This window comes from Massilia sp. 01N410 (assembly GCF_056399665.1).
Genome location: NZ_JBFTRV010000004.1, coordinates 279,155 through 303,329, shown reverse-complemented (window position 1 = coordinate 303,329; position 24,175 = coordinate 279,155). Strand labels below are relative to the sequence as shown.

Here is a 24,175-nt window from a genome sequence, read left to right as displayed (position 1 = left end):
TCATCACTTTTCTGAACGGAGCATCGATGCAGCACATTACGGCAACCCAAGCGTTCTCTTCTGCTGATTCCGTGCGCGACATTGCGCTTCAAGTCATGCGGATGTCGGAAGCCATTCACCAAGCCTTGCGTCAACATACGGCCGCCTCGCCCGCTGATTCGAAGGCGACATCTGCGTATGCGCTTCTTACGGAAGAGTATGCGCTGCGTGCGCGTGCAAGCATGCTGCTGATCGAAGCGGAACGCTTGGCGCGTCCGGATTTTCCGGTCAGTCAGGCGGATACGCTCGCGACGCTGACGCAGGTTGAAAGCCGGCTCTCGCAATCGTCTTCGCTCGACGAGTTGAGCGAACTGATCACTGGCCTGCTGCTCTTCACCAGTTCCATCATTTCGCGCAACAATCAGGTAATCTTGATGCTGCTCCAAAATTTGGAGCAAGCTGTGGCTACAGCCTGATACTTAGTGGCGCATGGTCGTGGCGCAGTAAATTCCTGATCAGCCTCGACAGCACAGCGACACAACAATCTTGCTGTTGGCTGTTTCGAAGCGCGCTAGTGCTTGCTGTGTCCAGTCATTGCTTTCATGATAACTGACGGTTAGGTTAGTTAAGCGCTCTACGCCGGTTGCCGACGGATTTCACGAAGATCTTTTCAGACGATCGTTCCTTGGCAAACGCTCAATAACGCAGGTGAGACGCTGTTCAGTCGCCGCCCAGGACGTGGTTTTCGATGGCCCGTACGATACTTGAGAAACCCCTTCCGTTTGCGTAGAGAGTCGGCTTGCCCTGCCTTTCTTGTTGGATGTATCCGGTTGCAGCGTGCTTTGCCGATGCGGCAACCATCACGAAGATGTCAGCCTGATGTGCGAGGTTCTTGAGTGTGATTGAGGCGACCTTGTCATGTGACGATTCGACGCGCAAGGTCGGTGCCAATTCCTTGAGCACCGTGGTGGCTTGTCGCGCAGCCGATTCGGTCAAGGTGTAAATCGCCACAAAACTGCCGTCGAGTGCGCTTTGCAAGAGTTGGCGTTGCGAGTCCGCCGTCACTTTGGCAAGGCGCTCTTCCTGCTCCCACTGCGCCGGCCAACCCAAGTCTGTGGCAAGTCTGTCGAAGACAATTTTTTGTCCTGGGCTGAAAAATGCCTTCAGTTGCATCAAGCGCGTGCAAGCGGCGTACCAAAACGCACGCCGTGCTTCTTCGTTGGCACAGGGATTGAGGAGGGTCTCTTCCAGCACGTCGAGCATCCAATACACCGTCCGCTTCGACATCGCCTCGCCATTTAACATTAGGCAGTCGTCGAGCAGTGAGCGGTAGCGACTCTGATTCAGACCCAAGGACAGCAGTGCGCGAATGAGAACGGCCGCCGACTCGAACACGGCGCTGGAGCGGCGCACCCCCACCATCAAGTGAAACAGTAGGGTGTCGTACACGGGCAGCATGCTCGGTCGCGGGAAAGCTGGATCTTGCAGCGTCCAGTTGACTAGGGCGGGCAAGGCATCTGCAAGGCGGTCTGAAGCGGGCGACGTTTCGGGGACCTCTTGCAAAGCCCGCTCAAAGCTTGCGATGTCGACTGGGTCTTGCAAGAGCGCAGCAGGCCATTCGCTCACAGCGTGCGTTAACACGTGCAAGGCGTCAGTGAATTCTGGCGCGTCCAGACGCTTAAACCACTCTTGCCAGGTGGCGGGTGGCGCGCTGTGGTTTTCCGCCTCAAGGCTTTGCCATAGCGAGCGAAACGGCGCTGACGCCAACAGATTTGCGCGCTCATCGGCACTCAGCGCTTCGATCGACAGCAAAGCGCGTGCGATGGTCTCGAGCGTGTTGCTGCGCTCAGCCTCGACTAAAGCTTGTTGCGCAGCCGGTAGCGTAGCGGCAGGTGCCGCCGGGGCCGCCGGTTCGGACGTCGGTTCGTCTCCCGTGCGCCCATTTGCAGTCAAGGCATCGATGAGGTCGGGAATCACGGCGGCCTGTGCCAACACCGCCGCTTCCAAAGTACGATTGCGGGTTGTCACTGTCAGTGCCTCTAGCGCGTACAGTGTCAGTACGCCTCGCGATGCACTGGGAAGAATCGGCAGTTGCAGCAAACTCAGGAAGTCAGGCCGTAATTGGTCGGTCCAGACCGTTCCGAGCGCAGGGATGTCACCTTGCTGATGCACCCAGACCTGATAGACCGCCTCCTGTAGCGCTGCCGTGACGGCTTGCGGGCGGCGGGTGTGGCATAGGGAACGGAACTCGGGCATGTCGACGATCGCGTGCCAGTTGCCGAACCAGGACAGCAAACGAACGCGCAGGAAAAGTAAATTCAGCGCATCGACGCGCAGCTCACGCTCACACTGCTCGAGGATCTGCTGCGCGCTGGCGTAATCGTTCCCGTTCAAACAATCGGCAAAATGTGCCAGCAAGCGGTCAGTCGATTGCGGGACGGCGGTCGTGGTAGTCGGCGCTGCAACGACCATCCCCACCATGCGCTCGAAACTGCGGCGCGTGAACCGTTGGACTTTGTCGTCCTCGCCTGGGACCAGACGTGCTACCACGTGGAAGCCGGCAGTGGACAGCAGCGCCTCGGCAGCGATCGCGTGCGGCAATAAAGGTTCTGGCCAACCTTGGAAGGAGGTTAGCGTTGGCCCGACATAGGCGATCAGTAGCGGGCGTAAGCGACGCCATTCGGCAGCATCGTTGGCTAAGGCATAGTAGAGACTACGCTTGCCGACGCGCGGCAGCATCAGCATCGCACCGGGAAAGCGCTCGCTAGTCGCCGTGCGCGCCAAGGCATCGAACTCTTGGCGGATCTCGTCGGGAAACGCGGAAAAATCGATCAGCGCACGAAATTGGTCGACAAAGTGCTGCGCCGTTTGTACATCTTCGGTAATCATGCGAGCGCTTTACTCCACTTCTGTTCCAATGCCAAACGCCACTCCTGGACCGAGGCCATGTCAGTGCGCAGGGTCAGGTGTTCGTCGTTGATAGTCACGCCGTTATAAGTCAGATTCATCGATCCGCTCAAGAGGAAGTCGTCGCCGAGAATGCCTTTGTCGTGCACGACCGATCCCCATGCCACCTTGAGTTGATCAGGAAAGCGCGCGCGGAGCGGTTTGATGACGTCCATGAACTGGCGATTGTGCTCGATGTCGCGCAGTACCAGCGCAATGGTCCCGCCGGCCTCGATCAGGGCAGTCATCACTTGGGACAAACGGATGCCACTGGCTGGCCAGTCCGGTTGCAGGGCCGCGAATTGTCGTGCTCGATTGTCGACGATTTCGATGTCGGAAATCCAGCCAAAGGCTAGCCAGAGCCGAGGGCTAGGTCGCACTAGTTCAGTGACGAATAAACTCTGCAACAAGTCGCGAATGGCGCCGGTTTGCTCCGGCCCGAACAAATCGCGTGCCGCATGCTTTGCACTACTCATGTCTGCTCCCGTATTGTGAAGACCACACGCATTTCGTGCTCATCTTTCTCGACTCGCTCGAGGTAGGGGAAAAATTGCAAGAATCCGACATCGACTGCCGTCGACACGATGCGGACAATGGCTGCACGTAAGCGCCGATCAGCAGCGCGTGGGGCGGCCAGTTGCACGATGCCACGCTGCGCGATCACGTGCGCGAATTGGGTGTACCAATCGTCGCCCTCCTCCGTCAACTCGACCACTGGCAAGTTCGGATTCAACAAGAGATGGCGAATTAGCGCAGGATCTGATAAGCGACGCGGTCGGAAGGGGTTGTAGGATTGCAGTGTCCGTTGCCGGATCTCGATCCCCTTTGGCCACAACAGCCCACTCAACACAGCGATGAGGTCGGCGTCTTGCGGGGCGGCCCTCGTAAGATTCCCTAGTGCGCTGACGATGTCAGTACGCAGATCTCGGTCTTGTAAGCTGAGACAGCAAAATTCGCGAAGACCGATTGCTACGCCAAAGCGCTGTTCCAGCGCTTCCCAATGGCGGGTCAGTTTGACCAACAAATGATCGACGGCGCTCGTGCTGCCAGGCCGCAATAATCTGGCGTTCAAAGAAACGCTGAAGCCGTGACTGACTTCGACGCCGCGCGCCGACAACAAGCGGTACAAGCGGTCCCGCAACTGTTTGCTTTCCAAGTGACCTTGGCTGCTGCGCAGTTGCGCAGCGAGCGTCTGAATGTTTTCATCGGTGGTTGCTAGATCGACGAATTGCCGCAAACCATAGCTGGCCAGCTCCATGTCGCTCGGCGCGATCGCCGCCTCGATCGCGCGGAATAGCGCCCGAGGTTCACCCGTAAACGCTTGTGCGAAGGCTTGGATGACGCCAGCACCACCAAGCGTGGATTCAGTCACCCAGATCCGAACGGTGTCATCGGGGCGATCGGTGTCGATGTCCACCAATAAGGTGTCAAGAGCAGCGTGCCGCGGCGCCGTGTTGATGCACGCTTGCAGCAGCGCTTCGCCCAAGGTCTCGTGGATGGACGCACGTAGCCAATTACCATAGGCTTCAGGATCCGGCTGATCGAATTCCTGCGCCAAGCGGCTTAGCGTTGCGAAGACCTCCGGGCGCCCGAGGCTTTCCGTCAGGCGCTCTTCTAAGCGGCTCATGCGCTGACTCGGCGCATCCTCTTGCTCGTCGTCGTCATCCTCAATGACCTGTCCCACATCTTGTTCATGCAAGGCGAACAGGGAGCGCATGACTTGGATAAACGCCCGTAACGGATTTGCTTGGGCAAACAACTGCGCCCCCGCTTGTGAAAGCGTGAGCTGCTGCTGTACAGCTTGGTCAACAAGCGCGCACAAGAAGATTTGGAATAGCCATTCGCGCTGCAGCAGATTGACTTCCTTTGGCAGCTCCGGCGCGCTCAAGAGGCGGTAACGCAGGTAGGCAGTGCGACTACTATGCTGCAGCGCCGCTGGTAAGGCAGTGCTTGCCAAAGCTTGGGCAGACGGAAGGCGCACATCGACATAGAAGCCATCGACCTCGACTTCAAAACCAACGGCCGCTGGGCGATTCTGCGCGTCGGTAAAAAGGACGTCGACCAAACGATCCCCAGTATGCTGACGGATCGTCGCATCAACTTGGTGCGTAAAGCGCTGGACGGCGACACTGCCGCGGAAGCGATGCAGGTGAAAGCAGACGGCGGTGACGCAGTCATACCAAGCGCTCTTGCTTGGGACATCAACCCGCAAGGGCACCCCATGCGGGGTCCAGGCGCTCATCCAACGAGGCATTGCGTTCGAGGTCGGTAGCACGACCTTGGTGTTCGGCATGGTCAGTTCGACGGCCCAGGGTCGGAACACCGGGTAGCGCTGCCGATTGCCATCGTGGTCAAGGCCCTCAAACTCGCCAAGGTATTCGTTTTGTCGTGCGTAGGTATCGACCGGCAATTGATACTGATCGTGTTCGATCTCGATTGCGGCCCAGTGATACAAGCCGCCGCGTTCAAAGGCGAAGCGGCGGGTAACACGGCCTGGCGCCAACTGTTGCAGCGCTTGTACGATGGGCATGGCTTCCTGCCGCGCTTCATGACGGATGGTCGCGGGCGGGATGTGAACTTGTACCTCGGGCAGACTGAGATCACTGAATAGATTACGCGGGATAAAGTCTGGCAAAGGGTGCCAGCCGACCTGCATGTCGGTGCGCACACTGCCTTGCGGATTGACCAGCTGCCACTGGCGGAAATAGCGTCGGACGAGCGTGGGTACCGCTTCGAGCATCAGTGCACGCGGTGGCTCCCACAGAATCGCTTCAACGGTTTCGGGCGGAATCTGCAGCGCTTGGCGCAAGTGCGCTTTCAAGGATGCCAGTACCGCAGCGTCACCGCGCGCTAAGGCTGTTAGAGTCGCTTCCACCTGTTGCTTGACCAGCGCATTGGTCGTACTGTCGGGGCGGCTCAATAAATCCCACATCCATCCTGATGCCGGGGCATTGCGAACTTGCTGGCTCAGCCAGTCGAGCAACGCAAACACAGCCTGCATCCGCAACACGTATTCGTTTTTGACCGGTAAGTGCTGGGGCGGCAGCACAGGATCGAACAAGTGCTCATAGGTTTGGAACGCGATCTTGTCGCGGCCGTAATCCGACAGCACCGTGACCGTCATCGGTCGCATCTTGCGCTGGCGACCGGCGCGCCCTTTCCGCTGCAAGAAGGAAGCCATATTGCGAGGCGCTTTGTGCTGAATAACCGCGCCTACTTGGTCGTCGTTGTAGCCGACCTCGAGCGAGGGAGTAGCGACAATCACATCGGCTGCAGCTAAGACGCCGGGGTCTTGAGAGCTGGTGCGACCGACAAGGAGGCGGTCGGACAAATTGCGACCAATTCGTTCGCAAGCACGCCAGCGCTGGCCGTCCAAATCACGTTGTGTATCGTCGTCGCTACCACCGGCGCGCTGCGCCGCTAGCGGTGGCTTATTGGGATCCTCCCGACCAAAGATGTCATAAGCTTCTGCGTCTTGCAGATTGTTGTAGAGGCGATTGATAACGTCAAGGTTGTCAGTGAAGACGAACAGTCGGCGTCCAAAGGCCCCAAGCGACGGCGTATCACGGCTCGGGTCCAGCATGCGGGCGAGGAGCATCGACGCTTGAATCGTGGTGGACAAGAGCGAGGCTTCAAGCATGGCGTCGCCACGCACCACGACTTGGTATTCGGCGCCCTCCTCAGTCATCTCATGCAGTGCTGGCGTAACCTCGGCAACCTGGTCAGTACTCAATCCGACCAGATCGGCAAAGAAGCGTGGTGCCTCCTGCAACGTCGCCGATAAGCCGCACCACACGACTGGTGCGCCGAGCAAATGCCGCCAACGCCGCAACACCAGCGCCGACTGGGCGCCACTGGTGCCAACATAGGTGTGCACTTCGTCGAGCAAGGCAAATAAGGGGCGGCGGCTCGGCGATTGGCCAATCCCGAATAAGCTGCGGTAACGCAAGTCCGACATGCGCTGATTCAGCATCTCGGTGGTCGTAAACAAAATATCCGGTGGTGCGGCGCCCAGGCTTTCACGCGTCAAGGTCAGCTGTTCGCCGGTGATCACGGTTTGGCAAGCGGCAGCACTACATACGAGGCGTTCAGTCTTGCGCTGTAAATCTTCGCGCTTCCAAAGTAGATCAGCATCACACTCGGGACAGCGCAGCCATGGGCAGACGAATGCTTGGCCACGCGCCGGCCACTTTGACTCTACTTCCGTTGGCGTGGCGCGTCTGGGTGTCGAACCGAAATACGCACCGACACGAATAGGACGTTTCCCTTTTTGGAGCAGCACCGCATCCATTCCACGTGCACGCTTAAAGGCCTCAGCTAGTTGGTCCTTCAGAAGTTCAATACGTGGATAGATCGCCAAACATTTGACCCAAGCTTCGCCGCGTTCGATATGCTCCGCCACCCGGATCAGTGCGGGCAAATAAAAAGCTAGCGTCTTACCGCTACCGGTTCCTGCGGTAACAATCGTGCCCGTGTCGCCCTTGCTTGTGAGAAGGCGCATCGTCGCGCGTTCTTGAAAGCCTGCTAGCACCAATGGAGGTTGTTCGGCTAAGGCCTGCCACGCCGCCCAGCGCATACCCTGGTCGTCAAGGACCTGCCTGTGTGCGAGTCCGATCTGGTGCGCCGGACGATCGCGCATCGGATAACGACGCCGCCGTAGGTCGACACGAAAATCGGAGACGAGCCGCGGCGCACCCTGCCATGGGCGTCCGTCGAACAATTGACGCAAGCGGGTGAGTAGACGGATCGACTCGGCAAAGCGTGAGCGAATACGCCGTTGTGGCGTCTCGATCACCAAGCGACGCACGATGAGGTCTTCGAGTAAGGCCTCGACGTCAACGTCCTCGCCCGCGTGAGGTAACAGTTGAAGCACTTCGTTGCGCGACATACTGCCGTCGACGTAGCCCCAGGTCAACGACAGCATCTCGCGACGCTCGATAGCGTCTAACAACGTCAGAGAATCTACCGTCATCGCTGTCAGCCCAAACGAATGCGCAGTACGTGCCGCAAATTATGTGAATCGAGCCAAGCAAGAATCGATGGCGTAAATTGTTCGTAAGTTGCCCCTGTGCTGCCAGCGGCACGCAGGAAGGCCAGCACGTCAGGTTCGATGCCATCACCTGCGAGTTCATGCCAGGCCTTTTCCGCTTGTGCACATTGCCTGAGGACCTGTTGTACATCATCGACGCTTTGCGGCAACGCGTTCGCGTGGCGGTCGATTTGCGCAAGCACCGCTTGAATACGCGTCACGGTAATGCGTAAAGCATTTACGTTGTACAAAACCTTCAACACCTCTTGATCAATCGCTGGCGCCTTGATGTGAACCCACTGTGACCAGGCATTCCTTAGCGCGGTCTCCGCTTTCTGCCGAAACGTCGTGCATGGGTTTACAAAGACATACTTGAAATCTTGACCCGGGAAAGGCATCAACATCGTACTGCGATCTTGAGCGTACGCGGCTCTCATGTCGGCGGCTTTCGAGCGCAAGGCGCCAAGCAGTGCTTCGTCCAGTTCCGGCACGTCGATGCCAGCTTGTTTGAGCACAGCCACCGGCACGCAAAGCGGCTTCAGCGTCGTGACGATGGCGCCTAGCGTGGTGGCACGCTGTTCGAATTCGGCGGCCCGCGCGGCGCGCCGCTCTAATGCTTGTAAGTCGTAGATGCGTTGCTTGGTGCGGGCAACTTGTTCAAGCAGGCTCATGGTCATTCCTTGGAAGTTGTGCCACTACGTCGAGGGCCTGGGCGATCTCATCGAGCGACCTCGCAATCCGCACCTCGCTGTCTGCTAAGCCAGCGCCGGCCTGTTGGTTAAACTGGTGATATTGGTTTTCGACAGACTGGTTGACGGTACGTATAAAAGTATCGGCCCGTGCAAGTAGTTGCGTCATTGCTTCAGCATGTTCGCCGATGCTCGTCGTACGCACCAAGGCCTCACCCATGTTCGCGGCCGCGATGGCGGCACCGTGTCCGAGCGCATTATCGAACAGTTGGGGCCGGGCGTCAGTCAGACTCTCTTCTAACTGCTTACGCGTGAGACCCGCAGTGACGCCTTGCTTGACCACATCCTCGATCAAGTCACGCAAAGCCGCGATTAGGGTCGAGACTTTGGCTTCTGCGCCAAGGTGTTGAACAAGATTGTCGTACCAGACGCTGCGTACTTGGCGTTCGTCCTCCACCGCGGCCGGCAGTCCCTCTTTCACCAAACGGTACAGGTCGATTAGGATTTGTATGTCCCCGCTATCCGACTTTTCTGGCGGTACGTAGTTGAGTTGCAAGCTACGCATGCGCAGTGAGCGCACTGCCGCGAACACGGGCGCCATGCGTACGAAGTTACCGACTCGTCCCCCTTTGGTACCCGAAGCATGTGTGCGCAAGAATGCCAACAACATGGGTACCTTGTCCGCCAATTTATCGGCGATTCGCTTTAAGGTCGGCGACGCGTATTTGGCTGACTCGAGTTGTGGACGACCCCAGATTTGCATTGCCAAGGTATCGATATCGGTTTCGAGTTTGACCTTGCCACACACATAGTGCGCTAGCACGAGCAATTCCGCGGCCGCGGCCACCGGTTGCCACTCCTTGTTTCCACTAAATAGATGACGCAATTGCTGTTGGACTTGCACGGCCCAGCGCTCTAGCGACGTCATCAAGTTGGTGAACAACTGCAGCGCTCCGGGAAAATCCCAGTGTTGATGGTGCTTGAACGACAATAAGGCCTCTAAGGCCAGCGCGTCTTCGCGCCCGATGTCGAGCGTGAGAATCGTTATGAGACGCTGTGTCTGTTGCGGTATGAAGTTGATGCACGCCTGGCGGAAAGGGGCCTTGGTCGCGGTTGGATTTGCCATCGCAGCCTTTTCCATACCCAACATGTCCCAGTCAATATAGCTTTCAAGTGCACCATAGACGAGGCCGCGTAGTTCGTTGACGGCCGGGGAGCTCAACACTTTTTCTTGGTTGGCCCATTTATGCAGTTCGTCGACGTATCTTGGCAAGTGTTGTTGGTTGCTGCCCGGCGAGGTCATCTCAGTGGGCATGTCGTCTTCTACGACGGTACTGCTTCCCACATCGCTCAGCAGTGGGATGCCAAAAGCGGTATGGATGCCAGGGGCGAGGTTGACGACTTCTGACTTACCGTTCCACAGTTCGAGCAAGGCGATACGACGCTCGGTATAGACGCCATCGCGCTGCTGAATGATCTGCTTTTGGGCAGGCGTTAACACCCGGGATCCACCAATGCGATTCACCAGATCAGTCGACGGGGACTCGCCCTGGGCGAGGTCGGCGTATTCGTGCTTCAGCACCCCTTCGAGGACCGAGCGCATGTAGCGTCGCGCATTGAAGGTGCCATCGCTGTTGACCGAGTTCGTGCGGCGCGCCATCGTGTGAATGGCCGTTTGCGTGAAGGGAAACAAACCAATCCCATCGACCGCACCGAACGCACTATGGCAGGATGGCCGGTATTGGCAAGTGCTACAACGCGAGGGCGGTGCGTCGGTCATCGGGAGTTGCTCTAGCCTGTGCATGCCCAAACGTAGGGCGTTCAGATAACCCGTCGTTAAGCGCTCCAAGCTACTTGGCAAGCTCCGATCCATGTCGACCACGATCGTGGTGCGGGTGCGAACCGTCGCCTCGATCAGTTTGTAGGGACCAGTCGTCACGGCCATCGCCCAACGCAGTTCGCACAAGCGTTCATCACCTTGCGATGGCGGCGTGATCAAGGCTTGTAATAGTGCGGTATCGATGCCTTGGACACGCGCAAAGTCTTCGATCAATAGGATCAAGCGCTTGTTTTGGCGTGCTAGGTGGCGCCGCAGGGTGTTCATCAGCTCGATCAGGTGGTCTGCCGAGAAGTTGAGGGTCTGGGAAATGGCGACATTGCGATGCGCGTTCATCATGTTAATCGCGCGCTGTTCCATGCTGCTGTCGCCTTTGATGAAGTCGATCGCGTCTTGCGACATTTGCGCGGCACGTAGATAGCTTTGGCCATCGAGCGGCAAGTCACCTTTACTGAATTCACGCTTCTGGTCGTCGTGATCGCGGCTGCTCGGGTCGCTAAAGATGTGTTGAACGATCAGATCCGTCGTTCCGCCCGGTTTCGTAAAAAACTCTTTACGCAGGTTGGGGTCATGAAAAATGCTCGGCAAAACCGATGCCAAGTCGATGTCGTCTGGGTCCGTCGAGGCATTGCCATGTTCGATCGCATGGGCCAGCGCATCCAAAAATCGCGTCACTTTGGCAGCCTGCGTCATCGCATGGTTACCAGCATTGCGCAGACGCTCTTCATACGGCGCGCGCTCTTCGACTGGCAGGTGCTGGATGATGCGGTCAATAATGCCGCGCAAACTCGTCCCGGTGCGAGGAATCGTCAGCAAGACAGTCGACGGGTCGCGTGGGATGTTGAGGCGTAGCCATTGAATGAGGTGCGATTTGCCGGTGCCGGACTCGCCGATGACCGCCATCTGCACATAATTTCGATGGGGATCGAGGAATGCTTTGACGAGGTCTTCAGGCGACTTCGTGACCAGCGCTCCAGATGCGGAGTCCCCCACTTGCAACTCAGTCGGGCAATGCACCGCATGGAACACGCGGTCATCGATCTCTTCCGCATCCGGTTTGAGGATGTGAAGGAGTTCGCCTTCTTCCCAGCAGGGCATCAGGGTCGTCATTTGCTGGTCTCCAGATAGGTGATATGGCTGGGGGATTTCGTTTCGCGACCGACGCGTAACTCCCATGCACCGGCGTCAGAAATTTCCGCGAGTTTGATTTTCCCAGCCTGCTCTAAGCGTAGTAGGGCGAAACTCGTTGCCTGGCTAAGGTGGTCGTGGGCATGCGTAGCTGCCTTAAGACGGCTCTCCATCTCGTTCCACACCTGTCCCCCATCGAGCACAGGAATTTGCACACCGAGACGTTGTATAAAGGTTTGCATGGTAAGTTCGCGGTCGTCAGCGAAGATCTGCGGCAAGCGCATTGTGATGGCGCGCGCTGGATCCGGAATCACTTTTTCGGCCACAGGTTTGATGGTGAGACGCTCGGCAAGTCCGAGGTAGCGGGCCCAATACACAGCGTTTTGGTAGCGTGCGTCGCTGCGGATGCTATCAACCAGTGGGTCGCCATCGATCATTTGACCACTCAGGGCGTCATAGTGTTGGCCGCCGCTAAAACCAAGCGGCTGCGTAGGATTTTGCCGTAACAACCAGCACAAGGCGTCCGGCAACTCGTCTTGGCCATGCGCGCGTGCTTTCTCGGTCGTGCACATGAGCGGAAAAAGGTAGTCGTACAAGCGTGCTGCCCAGTCCGCTTTTCGCCCATTTGCGGCCAATGCAGGGTTCAAGCGTAGGCGCCCATCCTCGGCCATTTCGAGGATTTTGAGCTTCTGCATTTCATTCAAAACCCCTTTGGCGATTGTCGTACCACTACGCTCGCTCGGGTCGACGTCTGCGTCGCCTTGACCAGTTTGTGTCGGTAAGGGCGAGAGCATCTGCTCCAGGTTTTCCATCGGCGCACCTTTGTCGCCAAAACTATGGACAAATTCGCTGGCGACGACGATACGGTTGGGTTGGGCAACCAGAGTGCTGATGACGCTCATGTTTGGAGGGACTCGTAAAGAGAATTGAAGGTCGCGATCGGGAAGGTATCGCCGATCAAACGTCCTGGACGATCGGGATTGGCTAGTCCAGTCGGAATGATGAAGAACCGCTCCTCGCCTGCGTCGCGTGGCGAGAAATGGTGTTCGGGGATGGCGATACCAGCAACGACCCATATGACGGTTGGTCCTGGTGGCAGGCCGTTACTGCTCAATAGCTTAGCGTTGTCTGACTGCAGTGTGCACCATGGACGTTCGCCAAGCGCGTGCAACACAGGTTCGGGCGCACCGCCGATCACCAGACATTTGCGGATGCCGTCGTCCCACAAGCTTTGGATGAACTCGCGAATAATGCGGCGCTGCGATAAGGTGCTAAAGGTTTCGCGCTCGCGCTCGATAAGCCCGCGGCCTCGGTCCAGATGGCGCAGCAAGCGTGCTGAGACCTTCCCAACAGGCCAAGGCGCGACGGGGGGATTTGGCCAGTTGGCGAACCAATGCTGCCCGTCCTTGGCGCGACATACCGCACACCCTCCGCAGGCGGGCACAACGGGCAGTAACTCGGTGCCGTTATCTAAGGCGTATAGATCCTGCAGGCGTTTGCTCGGGCAATGCGTTTGGGTGAGCAGTGCGCGCATCCCGGCGGAGCGTTCGGAACAGGTGTTCAATAGGATCTGGCGGATCGGCTCGACCCGAACTGCCCACACAGCAGGATCGCGGTGACCATCGTCGAGCGTATCGACCGCCAGTTCCGTGCGGCCTATGTCAGGATTGAAGCGCAAGCCAGCAAACGCAATCAAGCCGGCGCGTGCCATTAAGGACAAGACCCGGCCATTCCAATCTTCATGACGGTCTCCCATCATGTCCATGTCGTACGTCGGTGCCACCGTCGTATCCACGTAAAAGCGCGTCAGCGCATCCGGCGCTCGTCGCGCGCGCTGGAACATCGCATCCCAACGGGCTAAACCCTTCTCGACCGAAATAATCTTTTGGCGCGCAACGGACTGCGCGATGCCTTGGTCAGCGATGGTCGGCACAAGCAGCGCCATGCTTGCATGGTTGTCCCGGCCTGAGCGACCAACTTCTTGGTAATAGCGGTCGAGGCTCTCTGGAATACAGGCGTGGATGATGGTGCGTACATGAGGGTAGTCGATGCCGAGGCCGAAGGCAGACGTGCCAATGACCAGATCGAGGTCACCTGTGCTCCACGCTTTGATGGTGGCACTACGGTCGGCCGCGCTCGACTCGCCGTGCAAGGCGCGCACGCGGCGAAAACCCATGTCCTTTGCCAGTTTGTACCACTCGCGCGCATCCTCCACCTTCGTCACATACAAGATGGCAGGCCGTGGCACGTGCATGAGGGCCTCTATGATACGCGCGCGTCGCGTGTCCTCGTCGGGCATCATTGGTGCAATCCAGGTGTCAGGTTCGGGCCGTAAACGGGCGCCAGCCACGATTGGCAAGGGAGCATAGGGGATAAAGAGGCTTCGTAGGGTGTCGTAGGCGATTTGCGTCACCGTCGCCGACAGGAACACGAGGCGCGGTTGGCGATGCACTGGCGCTTGCGCGCGCAGTTCGGCCACGAGCGCTGCGAGCAACTGAAATTCGTTTCTAAAATCGGTACCCCATGCGTCAACCAGATGTGCTTCGTCGACCACAACGGCGGCGAGTTTGCCGTTTTTTGCCGCACTTAACAGTGCCGGTTGCAAACGACCGACAAATGCTTCGGGCGCGGCGAACAACAAGCCTTGTTCGCCGGTGGCGATGCGATCAACAATCTCAGCGTTTTGTTGGTCTTGGCCGCCCACATAAGCGTGAGGATGGCTGCCGAGCAGCGTGCCATATGCTTGAGTACTGTTGTCGTGGTCTTGCGCCAGTGCGACTGTTGGCACCACGACTGCCACGACTTGGTGCGGATTGGCCGCCGCCAAGGTTTGGAACACCAAGCTTTTCCCCTCACCTGTCGGCAGGACAGCGAGCAAAGCTTCGCCAGTTGGCATGTGTAAGGCAGCACGCACGGCAAGGGCTTGGCCGGGACCACGATAATGCTGGTAATGAAAACGGCCCTGCATCCAGTAATCGGCAGTGGGCAGGCGTTTAATCCAAGGACGCGCTTCCTGCCGCATGGCTTGCAAGTCGACGTCGAAGCGGCCTTGCTCAAGCCAAGTGGGTCGCCATGGTTCGGCTTCGACAAGATCACCCGCGCGCAGTACTAAGCCGCACTCTTCACACTGCTGTGGACTTGGCCAGCGTGCGCTGCCAGGACGCGGGACGGCACGCCGCATACTGCTCGATGACAATGTGGCGTCGGCGTAACGCAGCGCGTGACGCAGGCGGATGCCTCGGTCTAAGGGGCTTAAGTCATCATCCAAAATGGCGCGGCGTAGACGTTCGAATGGCACTTCGGCGCAGGTGAACGACGCTGCGGAGGCTGGATGTTGGAGCGCATCACGCAAGGCTGCGTAAGCTGCTTCACCGGTACACACGGTCGTCATACGCCACCAAACTGTTCTGGCGCTAGACGACTCAAGGCCACCAGGCCGATCGCATCAAGGCGCACGACTGGGTTCGGTAAGGCATCGAACAGCATCGTATTGAGGGCAATCTCACGATCCAAGCCCGAGTCCATGGTTTCACCTCGCTTTTGACGATTCGCCTTGCGCTGATTGAGTCGCGTGATGCGGCGCTGTACATCGAGGCGGCCTCGCTCGACCGCTTCATCCACCGCGCGCCGATAGGACTCGTTATTGCGCAGCCAGTCTTCCGAGTGCTCCCGTACTTGGCGGCACAAGGTTTCGAATTGGGTGCGGCCCATCAGATGATCGAACAGTTCCGGTCGACGTACGAGACTGGTGTCGGTATGTTCGTCGTACGGGCGGTCAAGCATCTTGAGTCGTCCCGGGTCGGTGACGACTTGCAACTCGGCGTCGACAAAAAAGGTTTGTAGCCACGGCGCGAGATAGGTATCTAAACGGGCGCGCAAGCTCTGCTGCTCTTCAAGGGGTAGACCGGTGGGTAAGCGTGCTTCGACGATGTAGCAGAGCTTAAACCCTAGCCAGAGGTCGTCCTCCATTTGGGGCAGGTGGCGCCAGGTTGCAAACGCGGTACCGCGGTCCTCCCATCGACACTGTTTGTCCAATAAACGCGTCATATGCGAGCCGAAGCGCACGATTTGCGGCGGGGACACTTGCCCTTCCTTGAGCGCCAAGTAGCGTTCAAAGGTCAGTTTGGTATTGAGCAGCTTGCTGAAATGCTGTGCCCATGGCTGCTTCGGTAATTGGATGCGTGGCTCTCGCCACTGCACCTCAAACACTTTGAGCGGATCATCGGCCAACTGGAAGCCCAGGCATTTCACCATCCAGTCCAACGTCGCGGCACGAATTTCACTGTCTTGTTGGTCCACCCGCACCAAGGCATTACAAGCATCAGTGGCGCCCTGCTGTTCCAACAATACCTTGTCCAGCGCGTGCTGATCGTCCAAGCGATCCCGCTCCGTGCGCAAGGTCGTCCGGATGCGATCAAGCGCATCGCGCAAACCTTGTACGCCATCGACGAGCAGCGTTTGTACGAGGTCCGCCATCACAGCATCGAGCGAGAACAGCACATCTGTGATGGGCTGATTGAAGATGTGAAAGGATTTGGCGAGGATCTCGTACCAGGCGTGCCAATAGCTGAACTCGATGGGCGCCGTTGGCAGGATGACTTGCTGCTCCAAATGCCCGAGTTTTCGTCCGAAGCGGTCCAGTCGGCCTATCCGCTGCTCGACCCGCACTGGTGACAGTGGCAAGTCGAGGTGCACGATCGCATCCATGAAGTGGAGGTTTAAACCCTCCTCTTCGGCCGGACTGCAGAACAAGAAGTTGGCACTGGCGTTGGTGCCGAAGATGGCGGCGATGTCGTCAGCGTCGTCCAGTTCGGCGGCCAGTACGACACGTTGCCCCCCTAGGCGCGCGGCTAGCGCGGCGGCGCAGGCACGGACATCGTTCGCATCGCTGCCGAAAACCGCAATACGCGGCTTGGCCGTTTGCGCCACCCGACCTACCTGGTGGAAAAATTCTTCGATGCGCGCAGCGACTTGGTGATAGCGTCCCTCGTTCGCTTCTTCTTCGCCGATCACCTCTTGGAACGCGGCTTTCCAGGAAGGCGCGATGACCGCGTCCGGCAAGCTGCCGACCAAGGTGCCGAACAGATCGACGCTCTTACTTAAGGCATCAAATAAAGCGGGGAGATACGCTTTGACGGTCTCCGGCGGCGTATTTCCTTGATCGATCGCGGCGACGCAATCGTTGCGCCATTGCTCGAATAGGTCGACCGTGTCTTGCATCCGGTCGTCGTCGACATAGGCACATTGCACGTGCCCGAGATCAGGCACGTCGTCATCTTCGCAAACGGGTCCACGCGGGCGGAATGCCCACTGCACGGCGTCACGACGGCGCGTGCGAACCAGGCGTTGATTGATACGATGCACGTCGGCGACGTGGCCACGGAGCAGATTCACGATCTGCCTCGTCGCTTCGACATTGCCAGCGGCGATTGCGTCGGCAATGGCGTCACCAAGACGCTGCGCTTCCGCGTCGTTGGGGAACAAGGTAGGCACGTTGCGCAAACGCTGTTTCAGAAGGACGACCGTCGCGTCGGGACGCAAACCGCGCAGAAAATTGCCGATTCGTTCGCGTTGATCGATTTGGATCTGGAACGCTTCGAGCGAGACGTCGGCGTAGCAATCTGGGTCAATCAGACGCAACAAGCGCAGCAAGATGTCACTGCGGCCTAGCGCGGGGGTAGCCGACAGTAGTAAGAGACGCGGTGCGCTCTCGGCGGCCCACTGCAGGTCTGGATGGATGTCGCCACTGACGAAATGGTGTGCTTCATCGACGACAAGCAGGCCTGGTGGGTTGTCCGGTAATAGGCCAAATTCGCTGGGCGTGAAGAAGCGCACCCGATTTGGATAGGTGTCGATATAAAACTTGGTGCGCAGTTCTTTCTTCCACTGCGAGAGTAGGTGGCGCGGGGCCGCCACCCATACCATTTGGCTTTCTGGGGCTGACAACAGGAACTGGCGAATGATCAAACCTGCTTCGATTGTTTTGCCCGTGCCGACTTCATCGGCGAGCAGATAGCGTTGAAGCGGATCTTGCAGGACACGGCGTGCAACGTCAATCTGGTGCGGCACGAAGCGGATCGCTGAGGACAGCAGACTGCCGAGGCCACTGGCGGCGGCGCGCTGTTCCAGGAAATTCGCGTTGAAGCGGTGACGACGCTCGTGCCAATACTGGTTTTCGACACCGCGCGTCGCCAGGCTCAAGGTAGGGTCATCGTGCGCGACCAAGACGCGACAAAACACATAGCGTTCATGCAGACGGATCAGCGGACGATGAAGAAATTCGATGTCGTACTCATTGCCAGTGCCATAGATCTTAGAGCGGAACATGGCTTTGACTTGGCCCGCTTGCCAACCGTCGTCGAACTCGACATAAACGCGGGTTTTTACGGGCAATTCGTACGGTTTGACGTTGTCAGCATTCTCGGAAACTTTGTGTTTCTTCCAAGGCGAATAGAAGAGTTCGACCTTGTAGCGGGTCGTCTCCACCGCCATCACCTTGCCTGCCCCAAACCTTGGAAGCCATACAAACCTACCCACGAGGCGTGGATCTACTGGCATAACGTCGTGTCTTCCTATGTTCTATCGATAAATGTGATCGGCAACGGTTGGGGCTTGCCCAAACCAACTATGTCGGCTGTTGTGTCGCGCGGGACGAGGTGATTCGGTACGTCTTGGGCACCGTCGATGCCTTGCGTCAGGGATTGGCGTGCAGCGGACCGTCTTGCATGCGTCCTAGACGCGACACCGCCCACGGCGACATCGCGTGGCAAGCATTCGGCATGGGCTTCATCGTGCTGAGGCGTTTCAGACTTGAAGCTGTTCAGAAAATGGAGCAGTTTGTCTGGAGAGGACTCCCGGCACACGGTGGCGCTGGTATGGGGGTGCTTCCCAACTTTCTCGCGGATAAAGCGGAGATATTCGCTGGCGCCTCCATGCATGCCTTCCGAGCGCTTGGACAGTGTGCACACATGCGCAAGGGAACGGCGACGCGCTGGTTTGCTGGCGGGCGCGGCCCTTTGCTGTTGGCAAATCACACGTCTACCTTCGGCAGGGGAAGTGAAGTCGTCAACAAGGTATTCTGCGTCTGCGCGTATTGCATTGCCGAAGCAGTCGCGCTCACGCCCTGTTACCTCGCAAAACATCTCTCGTCCCTTCACTTCGCATTAACGCTACGACAAGCCCGTCGGGCGCACTGCGCCTCATTTTGTGACCACAACGGAAAGGCAGCGGACGCGCGTCCTCGTCCGTTACCTGACAAAATTGTAATAAACGCAGTTCCGTCCAGCAAGTAAATTTTCGTTAAATTAAATAATTGAACGGCAGCGTTGTTTTTGTCGCTTCTGGACATGGCGATATTTTCAAATCGGCCATTCGTATACTGACTTGCTTCTTGCTCGCCATCGTGGAGACTAATTCTTTGCACAGAGCGAATGTAAATACGTCCGTGACATCCCAGCACCTAACTTCACAGATGTTGTTACACAAGTACCTCGACTTAATACGCGAATTGTGCGTCAACAGACATGAGCAACTATTGATTGCAAGAAATATAAGCTCTGCCTACAATAGGGTTATCATCAAAACGAAACTGATAATCATGCTGACTAAAAATGCTCGTGAGTTAAACATAATTAGTGGTCGAGACCCCTTACCGACGGTTGAAATTCACGCTGATAGCGTCGAGAAGCAAGGGGCATCGTTCGGAGGGATTGTGTCGACGACGCTAGCCAAGTTCGCTGCGCAAAACCCGTCGATCACGGCGACCGTGTATTCCTACGGCACGATGAGCATCAATTTTCACGAGGCCGCTTGGTCTGAATTTCTCTTTGCGGCAGGTAACGCAAAGGTGCTGAAAGCGCTTTCAGCGGCGTTCGAAAGTTATCCGAAGATCCAATCGCGATATAGCGACTATATTGCGCCGATCCAGGGGCGGGCAAGCTATCACATCGAGGGGGGCCGTCTTTGGGAAGTAGAAGATGCGTTCACGTGGTATTCGGCAGATGGAAGTGGCGACGAATCTGCATCTAATCCAGAAGACGATGAGGGTGATGACGACGCATTTGTCGAAGCGTCATTGACGGATGGCGATAGCGAAGACGACGAGATTGAGGACGACGACATTGATGACGACCTTGAGGATGAGGACGAAGACGAGGATGACGAGGACACGGACGTCAATGATGCCACAGCAAGCTCGGCGCCGGTCAAACGCAAAGGCCGCCTGAACGTCGCTCGCGCTGACGCGAAAGTGTCGACCATTCGGGCTGAGATCGAAAAGGTATTCGGTTTGCCAGAAGGATCGGTTGTGCTATGTGGCCCCGACAAGCGCGGTCTCAAGGGCAATGCCCGTATCAGAACATTGCGCCGTCGATGGGAAGAAAATTCTTGAGTATCCTGGAGGGGAACTCACGCTAAGTCGCTACCCTTTCACTCCTGCTGGTACAGCAGTACTTTACACATCGCTCGCAGCGAACAAGGACTGTGGCGCCGGGACGCCTCTCGCATCGGCATCCGAGCGCTTGTGCGATGACTTGCCGGAAGTCGGCAACGACGAGCGCTATCTGGCGGACATTCGAGACACCAGCGGCGAAGCGGATTGTCTGTTGTTCGTTACCGAGCTGGACGCGTCGCGCGTGTCGAGTGACGAACGTCGTGGCATCAAAATGCTCACCGAAGCACTTGGCGCGTCGGTATGGGAAGACGCCTTGATCGTCTTCACCCGCGCCGATAAGGTCGGGGCGGACGACCTCGAAACCCATCTGAAGGAACGCATGAGTTTGCTTCGGGAAGCGATCGCTGCGTATGCGCCACTGCAGGCCGCTTTTATCCCTGCCCTGGCGGTCTCGAACACCTCGAACACGCTACCGAACGGCAAACCGTGGCTGAGCGAACTGTTTACTCAAGTGCTGACGCGCCTGCGGCACGACGCCACCGTGCCATTTCTAAACTGGATGAGGGAAGACGTTGGCATCGATCCAGTCGCAAGTACGAATGAAGGTAACCGGTTCCTGAGCGGCGTTGTATCTTTCGGTTTCGCAGGCCGGCACAATCCTGTCCGAGTTCAACAACACGGAGCCGGACATGGAAAAGCTGGAATCGCAAAGTTTGAAGGAAGCCGCTTGGCGTAGCCGTTTGCTTCGGCATGCACAGAGCGGTAAAAGCATCGCAGCCTTCTGCCGCGATGAATCGGTGTCGACGGCCAGCTTTCATATCTGGCGCGCCAAGCTGGCCGCAGCCGATGGACACGGGGCCAATGCCATGCAGCAGGCAGCGTTCATCGACCTCGGAGCCATCAGAGATGTAGTCGGGGCGTCGGTAACGGTAAATGGGCCGGCATCGGTGCCGACACGCGCTGCTGGAATCGACGTCCGGATCGATCTCGGCGGCGGGGTCGTTTTGACGATCACGAGACGCTGATGTTCTTCCCTGAAGGCCAAGTACGCGTGTTCCTGTACGGGCAGCCCGTCAACATGCGCCTGTCGTTCGATGGCCTGTATGCGCTGGCAAAACATGTCATGCACCAGGACCCGCTGTCTGGCCATCTGTTCGCGTTCATCAACCGCCGGGCGACCCAGATCCGCGTCCTGTACTTCGATCGCAGCGGCCTGTGCGTGTGGGGCAAGCGTCTCGAGCAAGGTCGGTTCGTCAGTAACTGGGCTGACGTCACAAGCCGCGAAATGGACTGGACGGGCCTGAAACTGCTGCTCGAAGGGATCGAGCCGAAGCAGGTGCGCAAGCGCTACAAAAAACCTGTCGCCGGCATCCAGAATGCACCTGCTCCCTTAGCAAAAACTTTATAATATTGACATGCCTTCTGAGCCTCGTTCCGCTTCCGAAACCGCCAGTCCTGCAGTGGGATTGACCGCGGCGGAGATAAGCGCTTTGCTCGACGCGAAGGAGCGCGAAATCATCCGTCTGCGTCGCCAGGTAGCGTCGTTCCAGCGGCAGATCTTTGGGCAAAAGAGCGAGCGTCGGATGCCGGAACCGGAAGGTGTCCAGGGCACGCTGGGCGAGGCGTTCGATGTCGTTCCCGATGACGTGGCGCCCGTCAAAAAGGCCAGGATCGCGGCGCACGAGCGCGTATCCAAGAACAAAAACAAGCTCCTCATCGATGGCAACGATGACGCGGCCCTGTTCTTTGACGAATCAAAGGTGCCGGTCGAGGTCATTGCCGTCGGCCAATGACGAGGCGGCGGGACTGGACCCGGCCGACTTCGAGGTAGTCGGCGAAAAGGTCAGCTATCGCCTGGCCCAGCGTCCGGGCAGCTACGTCATCCTCAAATACGTCCGTCCGGTCATCAAGCTGCGTGCCGATCAAGTCCTGTCATGTCCTCCGGCGCCAGTGAGCGTGCTGGACGGGTGCCGCGCCGATGTCAGCTTCATCGTCGGCATGATCATCGACAAGTTCGCCTATCATCGGCCCTTGTACCGCCAGCACGTCAAGCTGCAGGATTCCGGCATCAACGTCAGCCGCGCCTGGATCACGAAGCTAATGCCGGCCGCGGTATCGTTGATCGAGCCAATCTTCAACGCCCAGCTGGAGTCGGTCCGGCGTTCGCGCGTGATCGCGATGGATGAGACGCCGATCAAGGCGGGCCGTGCCGGACCGGGAAAGAAGAAGGCGGCCTACTTCTGGCCGGTCGTTGGCGAACAGGATGAGATCTTCTTCCTGTACTACCCCAGCCGGGCGGCGAGGCATGTCGAGACCGCGCTGGGTTTGCAGCGGCCGCATGGCGCCGTCTTGCAGAGCGACGGCTACAGCGCTTATGACCATTACGCGAAGAAGACGGGGATCACGCACGCACAGTGCTGGGCACACGCACGCCGTAAGATCTTTGACGCCAGGGATATCGAGCCGGCGCAGGCCGACCAGGCACTGCATGCAATCGCTGCCCTCTACAAAATCGAGCAGCAGATTCGCGACGATGACCTGAGGGCGCAAGCCAAACTCGCACGTCGCCAAGAACAATCGAAACCTGTCCTCGAGCGCTTCTTCTCCTGGATCGACGAGCAGTTCGACCAGCACGGTTTCCTGCCGAGCAGCCCGTTTCTTGGCGCGCTGGCGTATATCCGCGAGCGCCGGGTCGGCCTGTCGGTCTACCTGGATGACCCGGAGGTATCGATCGACACCAACCACATCGAGCGCGCCCTGCGGGTGATCCCGATGGGTAAGAAGAACTGGCTGTTCAGCTGGACCGAGCTGGGTGCCAAGCACGTCGGCATCGTGCAAAGCCTGCTGGCCACCTGCCGGCTGCACGACATCAATCCGTACGACTATTTCGTCGACGTGCTGCAGCGAGTTGGCCAGCATCCGGCATCCATGGTGGATGAACTCACGCCGCGAATCTGGAAAGAAATGTTTGCCGCGAATTCGCTACGCTCGGATCTACATGACCTGAGCGGCCGACGTGGTTACGCCACCCCGTGATCGCTTACGTTGAATGTTCTCAAGAACGCCTGGCGGGCCGAGGCTCTAGCTTGGCGGGATTGAAAGGATCGAGCGCGCTCGCCTTGTATCTCGTCGAGGATGGCACATCGCCCATCTGATGCGATTGGGCTGAACCTGCCCGACCTGAACGCGCTTCTGTTCTTCGATCCCAACGAAATCCGGATGGCCTATCTGCTGCGTGACAAATTGCCACCCGCGGCGTCACGACTGAACGAGGTGTTGCGCCAGATCGCCTGCCTGGGCGGCTTCCTCGCTCGTAAGGGTGACAGCGAGCCCGGGGTAAAGACGATCTGGTTGGAATTGAAAGATGTTCATGTCGCCGTCAAAGCGATGCGCGCACTACGAAAATTCGGATCTCAGCCGACCTGTGTATAACGAGGTGGCTATGACCTCAGTCCAGTCAGGAACACGCTTCCACCAGCAGCGAATACGTCGCGCCGGCACGAATTCCATATCTGAACGTCGGAAAAGCCCACTTCACAGACCAGCCGGCGCATGGCGAATGCGTCGGCGACTTCCAGAACATGGGTCTCTGAAAATTTTTCATGCCGTGATAGGCAGGTATACACGTAATCCGCAAACAGCCGTTGCGGCCCAGCCGGGTCACGCCTGAAACGGAACTGCAGCGAAACATCGCCGGGCATACCGTCAGGGCCGCACTCGACATCCTCCATCCATGCCGTAGTCAGGTTCGCTGCATGAGCAATCTGCAACAGAATCCGCCCGCCCGGGCGCAGCGCCCTGTACATCCTGCGCAGTACATCCAGCAGTTCGTCTTCGCCCGAGCAGTAATGCACGCACCACGACAACGAGACCAGAAGCTCATACTGCCGGTCCTCGTCAAAATCCTGCATCCGCTGGACGCGCACGACATCGTGCGGAACCCGCGTACGTGCTGCATCGATCATCGCCCCGGAAATGTCAAGCCCCTTTGCCGCGAACCCTGCCGCGAGGGCTTTCCTTACAAAAATGCCGGTACCGCAGCCCACGTCGAGAAGACAGGCGCCTGCACCGTACTCACCTGCAAGTTCAAGCACCAATTCGTGATCATGGAAATAATGATCCGGAGGAGTGTGCAGGTCGTACCGGTGTGCGAAGGCGTTAAACAGGTTATGCAT

15 protein-coding genes and 1 pseudogene are annotated in these 24,175 nt (G+C 58.1%); 7 read left to right on the top strand and 9 right to left on the bottom strand.

Translation table 11 applies throughout. The features are described 5' to 3' along the window. The first annotated feature begins 26 nt into the window (after positions 1 to 26). Entirely contained in the window at positions 27 to 455 is a 429-nt protein-coding gene (locus tag AC1DOP_RS08015; protein WP_477250698.1) for a hypothetical protein, read from the top strand. A 244-nt stretch (positions 456 to 699) separates the two neighbouring features. Here the strand turns inward: AC1DOP_RS08015 and dpdD are convergent, their stop codons facing one another. Genes dpdD through dpdE form a run of 8 tightly spaced genes read right to left on the bottom strand, consistent with a single transcriptional unit; the run spans position 700 to position 18,166 of the window. After that, entirely contained in the window at positions 700 to 2,868 is a 2,169-nt protein-coding gene (gene dpdD / locus AC1DOP_RS08010; RefSeq protein WP_477250697.1) for a protein DpdD, read from the bottom strand. Further along, on the bottom strand, positions 2,865 to 3,401 hold the full coding sequence (dpdK, locus tag AC1DOP_RS08005; RefSeq protein ID WP_477250696.1) for a phospholipase D-like domain-containing protein DpdK: 537 nt from the start codon (positions 3,399 to 3,401) through the stop codon (positions 2,865 to 2,867). Before dpdK ends, dpdD begins: the two co-directional genes overlap by 4 nt. Beyond that, positions 3,398 to 7,897 (bottom strand): protein DpdJ, encoded by a 4,500-nt coding sequence (gene dpdJ, locus AC1DOP_RS08000; RefSeq protein WP_477250695.1) that lies wholly within the window; start codon positions 7,895 to 7,897, stop codon positions 3,398 to 3,400. Before dpdJ ends, dpdK begins: the two co-directional genes overlap by 4 nt. A gap of 5 nt (positions 7,898 to 7,902) precedes the next feature. Then, positions 7,903 to 8,625 carry a hypothetical protein gene (locus AC1DOP_RS07995; RefSeq protein ID WP_477250694.1) on the bottom strand — a complete coding sequence of 241 codons (723 nt, stop codon included), beginning with the start codon at positions 8,623 to 8,625 and terminating at the stop codon, positions 7,903 to 7,905. Next, positions 8,612 to 11,590 carry a protein DpdH gene (gene dpdH, locus AC1DOP_RS07990; RefSeq protein ID WP_477250693.1) on the bottom strand — a complete coding sequence of 993 codons (2,979 nt, stop codon included), beginning with the start codon at positions 11,588 to 11,590 and terminating at the stop codon, positions 8,612 to 8,614. The genes AC1DOP_RS07995 and dpdH overlap by 14 nt, the downstream gene beginning before the upstream one ends. Then, the gene (dpdG, locus tag AC1DOP_RS07985) at positions 11,587 to 12,510 is read right to left on the bottom strand and encodes a protein DpdG (protein ID WP_477250692.1); all 924 of its coding nucleotides are present in this window, start codon (positions 12,508 to 12,510) and stop codon (positions 11,587 to 11,589) included. Before dpdG ends, dpdH begins: the two co-directional genes overlap by 4 nt. Then, positions 12,507 to 14,960, bottom strand: a complete 2,454-nt coding sequence (dpdF, locus tag AC1DOP_RS07980) for a protein DpdF (RefSeq protein ID WP_477250691.1) — start codon at positions 14,958 to 14,960, stop codon at positions 12,507 to 12,509. The genes dpdG and dpdF overlap by 4 nt, the downstream gene beginning before the upstream one ends. 35 nt (positions 14,961 to 14,995) lie before the next feature. Continuing rightward, a complete protein-coding gene (dpdE, locus tag AC1DOP_RS07975; protein WP_477250690.1) occupies positions 14,996 to 18,166 on the bottom strand; it encodes a protein DpdE in 3,171 nt (1,056 codons plus the stop codon). Between the two features lie 1,039 nt (positions 18,167 to 19,205). Between dpdE and AC1DOP_RS07970 the strand changes: the two genes are divergently transcribed. The 6 genes and pseudogenes from AC1DOP_RS07970 (at position 19,206) to AC1DOP_RS07945 (ending at position 23,432) form a co-directional block, all read left to right on the top strand. Next, on the top strand, positions 19,206 to 19,997 hold the full coding sequence (locus AC1DOP_RS07970) for a hypothetical protein (RefSeq protein ID WP_477250689.1): 792 nt from the start codon (positions 19,206 to 19,208) through the stop codon (positions 19,995 to 19,997). A 142-nt stretch (positions 19,998 to 20,139) separates the two neighbouring features. Next, positions 20,140 to 20,736 carry a P-loop NTPase family protein gene (locus tag AC1DOP_RS07965; RefSeq protein ID WP_477250688.1) on the top strand — a complete coding sequence of 199 codons (597 nt, stop codon included), beginning with the start codon at positions 20,140 to 20,142 and terminating at the stop codon, positions 20,734 to 20,736. Continuing rightward, positions 20,690 to 21,025, top strand: coding sequence for an IS66 family insertion sequence element accessory protein TnpA (gene tnpA, locus AC1DOP_RS07960; protein WP_477250687.1), 336 nt, complete (start codon positions 20,690 to 20,692; stop codon positions 21,023 to 21,025). The genes AC1DOP_RS07965 and tnpA overlap by 47 nt, the downstream gene beginning before the upstream one ends. Continuing rightward, positions 21,025 to 21,408: an IS66 family insertion sequence element accessory protein TnpB gene (gene tnpB / locus AC1DOP_RS07955; protein WP_477250686.1), complete on the top strand. Its 384-nt coding sequence runs from the start codon at positions 21,025 to 21,027 to the stop codon at positions 21,406 to 21,408. Before tnpA ends, tnpB begins: the two co-directional genes overlap by 1 nt. Positions 21,409 to 21,415: 7 nt before the next feature. After that, positions 21,416 to 23,036: pseudogene (gene tnpC / locus AC1DOP_RS07950) on the top strand (IS66 family transposase). Positions 23,037 to 23,135: 99 nt separating this feature from the next. Continuing rightward, the gene (locus AC1DOP_RS07945; protein WP_477250685.1) at positions 23,136 to 23,432 is read left to right on the top strand and encodes an IS4 family transposase; all 297 of its coding nucleotides are present in this window, start codon (positions 23,136 to 23,138) and stop codon (positions 23,430 to 23,432) included. An 8-nt stretch (positions 23,433 to 23,440) separates the two neighbouring features. Here the strand turns inward: AC1DOP_RS07945 and AC1DOP_RS07940 are convergent, their stop codons facing one another. Continuing rightward, complete coding sequence (locus AC1DOP_RS07940) at positions 23,441 to 24,175, bottom strand: class I SAM-dependent methyltransferase (RefSeq protein WP_477250684.1); 735 nt, start codon at positions 24,173 to 24,175, stop codon at positions 23,441 to 23,443.

Excerpts from the sequence above, each read along its gene's own strand:
- AC1DOP_RS08015 (WP_477250698.1), top strand. The coding sequence starts at position 27 with ATGCAGCACATTACGGCAACCCAAGCGTTCTCTTCTGCTGATTCCGTG.
- dpdD (WP_477250697.1), bottom strand. The coding sequence starts at position 2,868 with ATGATTACCGAAGATGTACAAACGGCGCAGCACTTTGTCGACCAATTT.
- dpdK (WP_477250696.1), bottom strand. The coding sequence starts at position 3,401 with ATGAGTAGTGCAAAGCATGCGGCACGCGATTTGTTCGGGCCGGAGCAA.
- dpdJ (WP_477250695.1), bottom strand. The coding sequence starts at position 7,897 with ATGACGGTAGATTCTCTGACGTTGTTAGACGCTATCGAGCGTCGCGAG.
- AC1DOP_RS07995 (WP_477250694.1), bottom strand. The coding sequence starts at position 8,625 with ATGAGCCTGCTTGAACAAGTTGCCCGCACCAAGCAACGCATCTACGAC.
- dpdH (WP_477250693.1), bottom strand. The coding sequence starts at position 11,590 with ATGACGACCCTGATGCCCTGCTGGGAAGAAGGCGAACTCCTTCACATC.
- dpdG (WP_477250692.1), bottom strand. The coding sequence starts at position 12,510 with ATGAGCGTCATCAGCACTCTGGTTGCCCAACCCAACCGTATCGTCGTC.
- dpdE (WP_477250690.1), bottom strand. The coding sequence starts at position 18,166 with ATGCCAGTAGATCCACGCCTCGTGGGTAGGTTTGTATGGCTTCCAAGG.
- AC1DOP_RS07970 (WP_477250689.1), top strand. The coding sequence starts at position 19,206 with ATGCTGACTAAAAATGCTCGTGAGTTAAACATAATTAGTGGTCGAGAC.
- tnpA (WP_477250687.1), top strand. The coding sequence starts at position 20,690 with ATGGAAAAGCTGGAATCGCAAAGTTTGAAGGAAGCCGCTTGGCGTAGC.
- tnpB (WP_477250686.1), top strand. The coding sequence starts at position 21,025 with ATGTTCTTCCCTGAAGGCCAAGTACGCGTGTTCCTGTACGGGCAGCCC.
- AC1DOP_RS07945 (WP_477250685.1), top strand. The coding sequence starts at position 23,136 with ATGGCACATCGCCCATCTGATGCGATTGGGCTGAACCTGCCCGACCTG.
- AC1DOP_RS07940 (WP_477250684.1), bottom strand. The coding sequence starts at position 24,175 with ATGCATAACCTGTTTAACGCCTTCGCACACCGGTACGACCTGCACACT.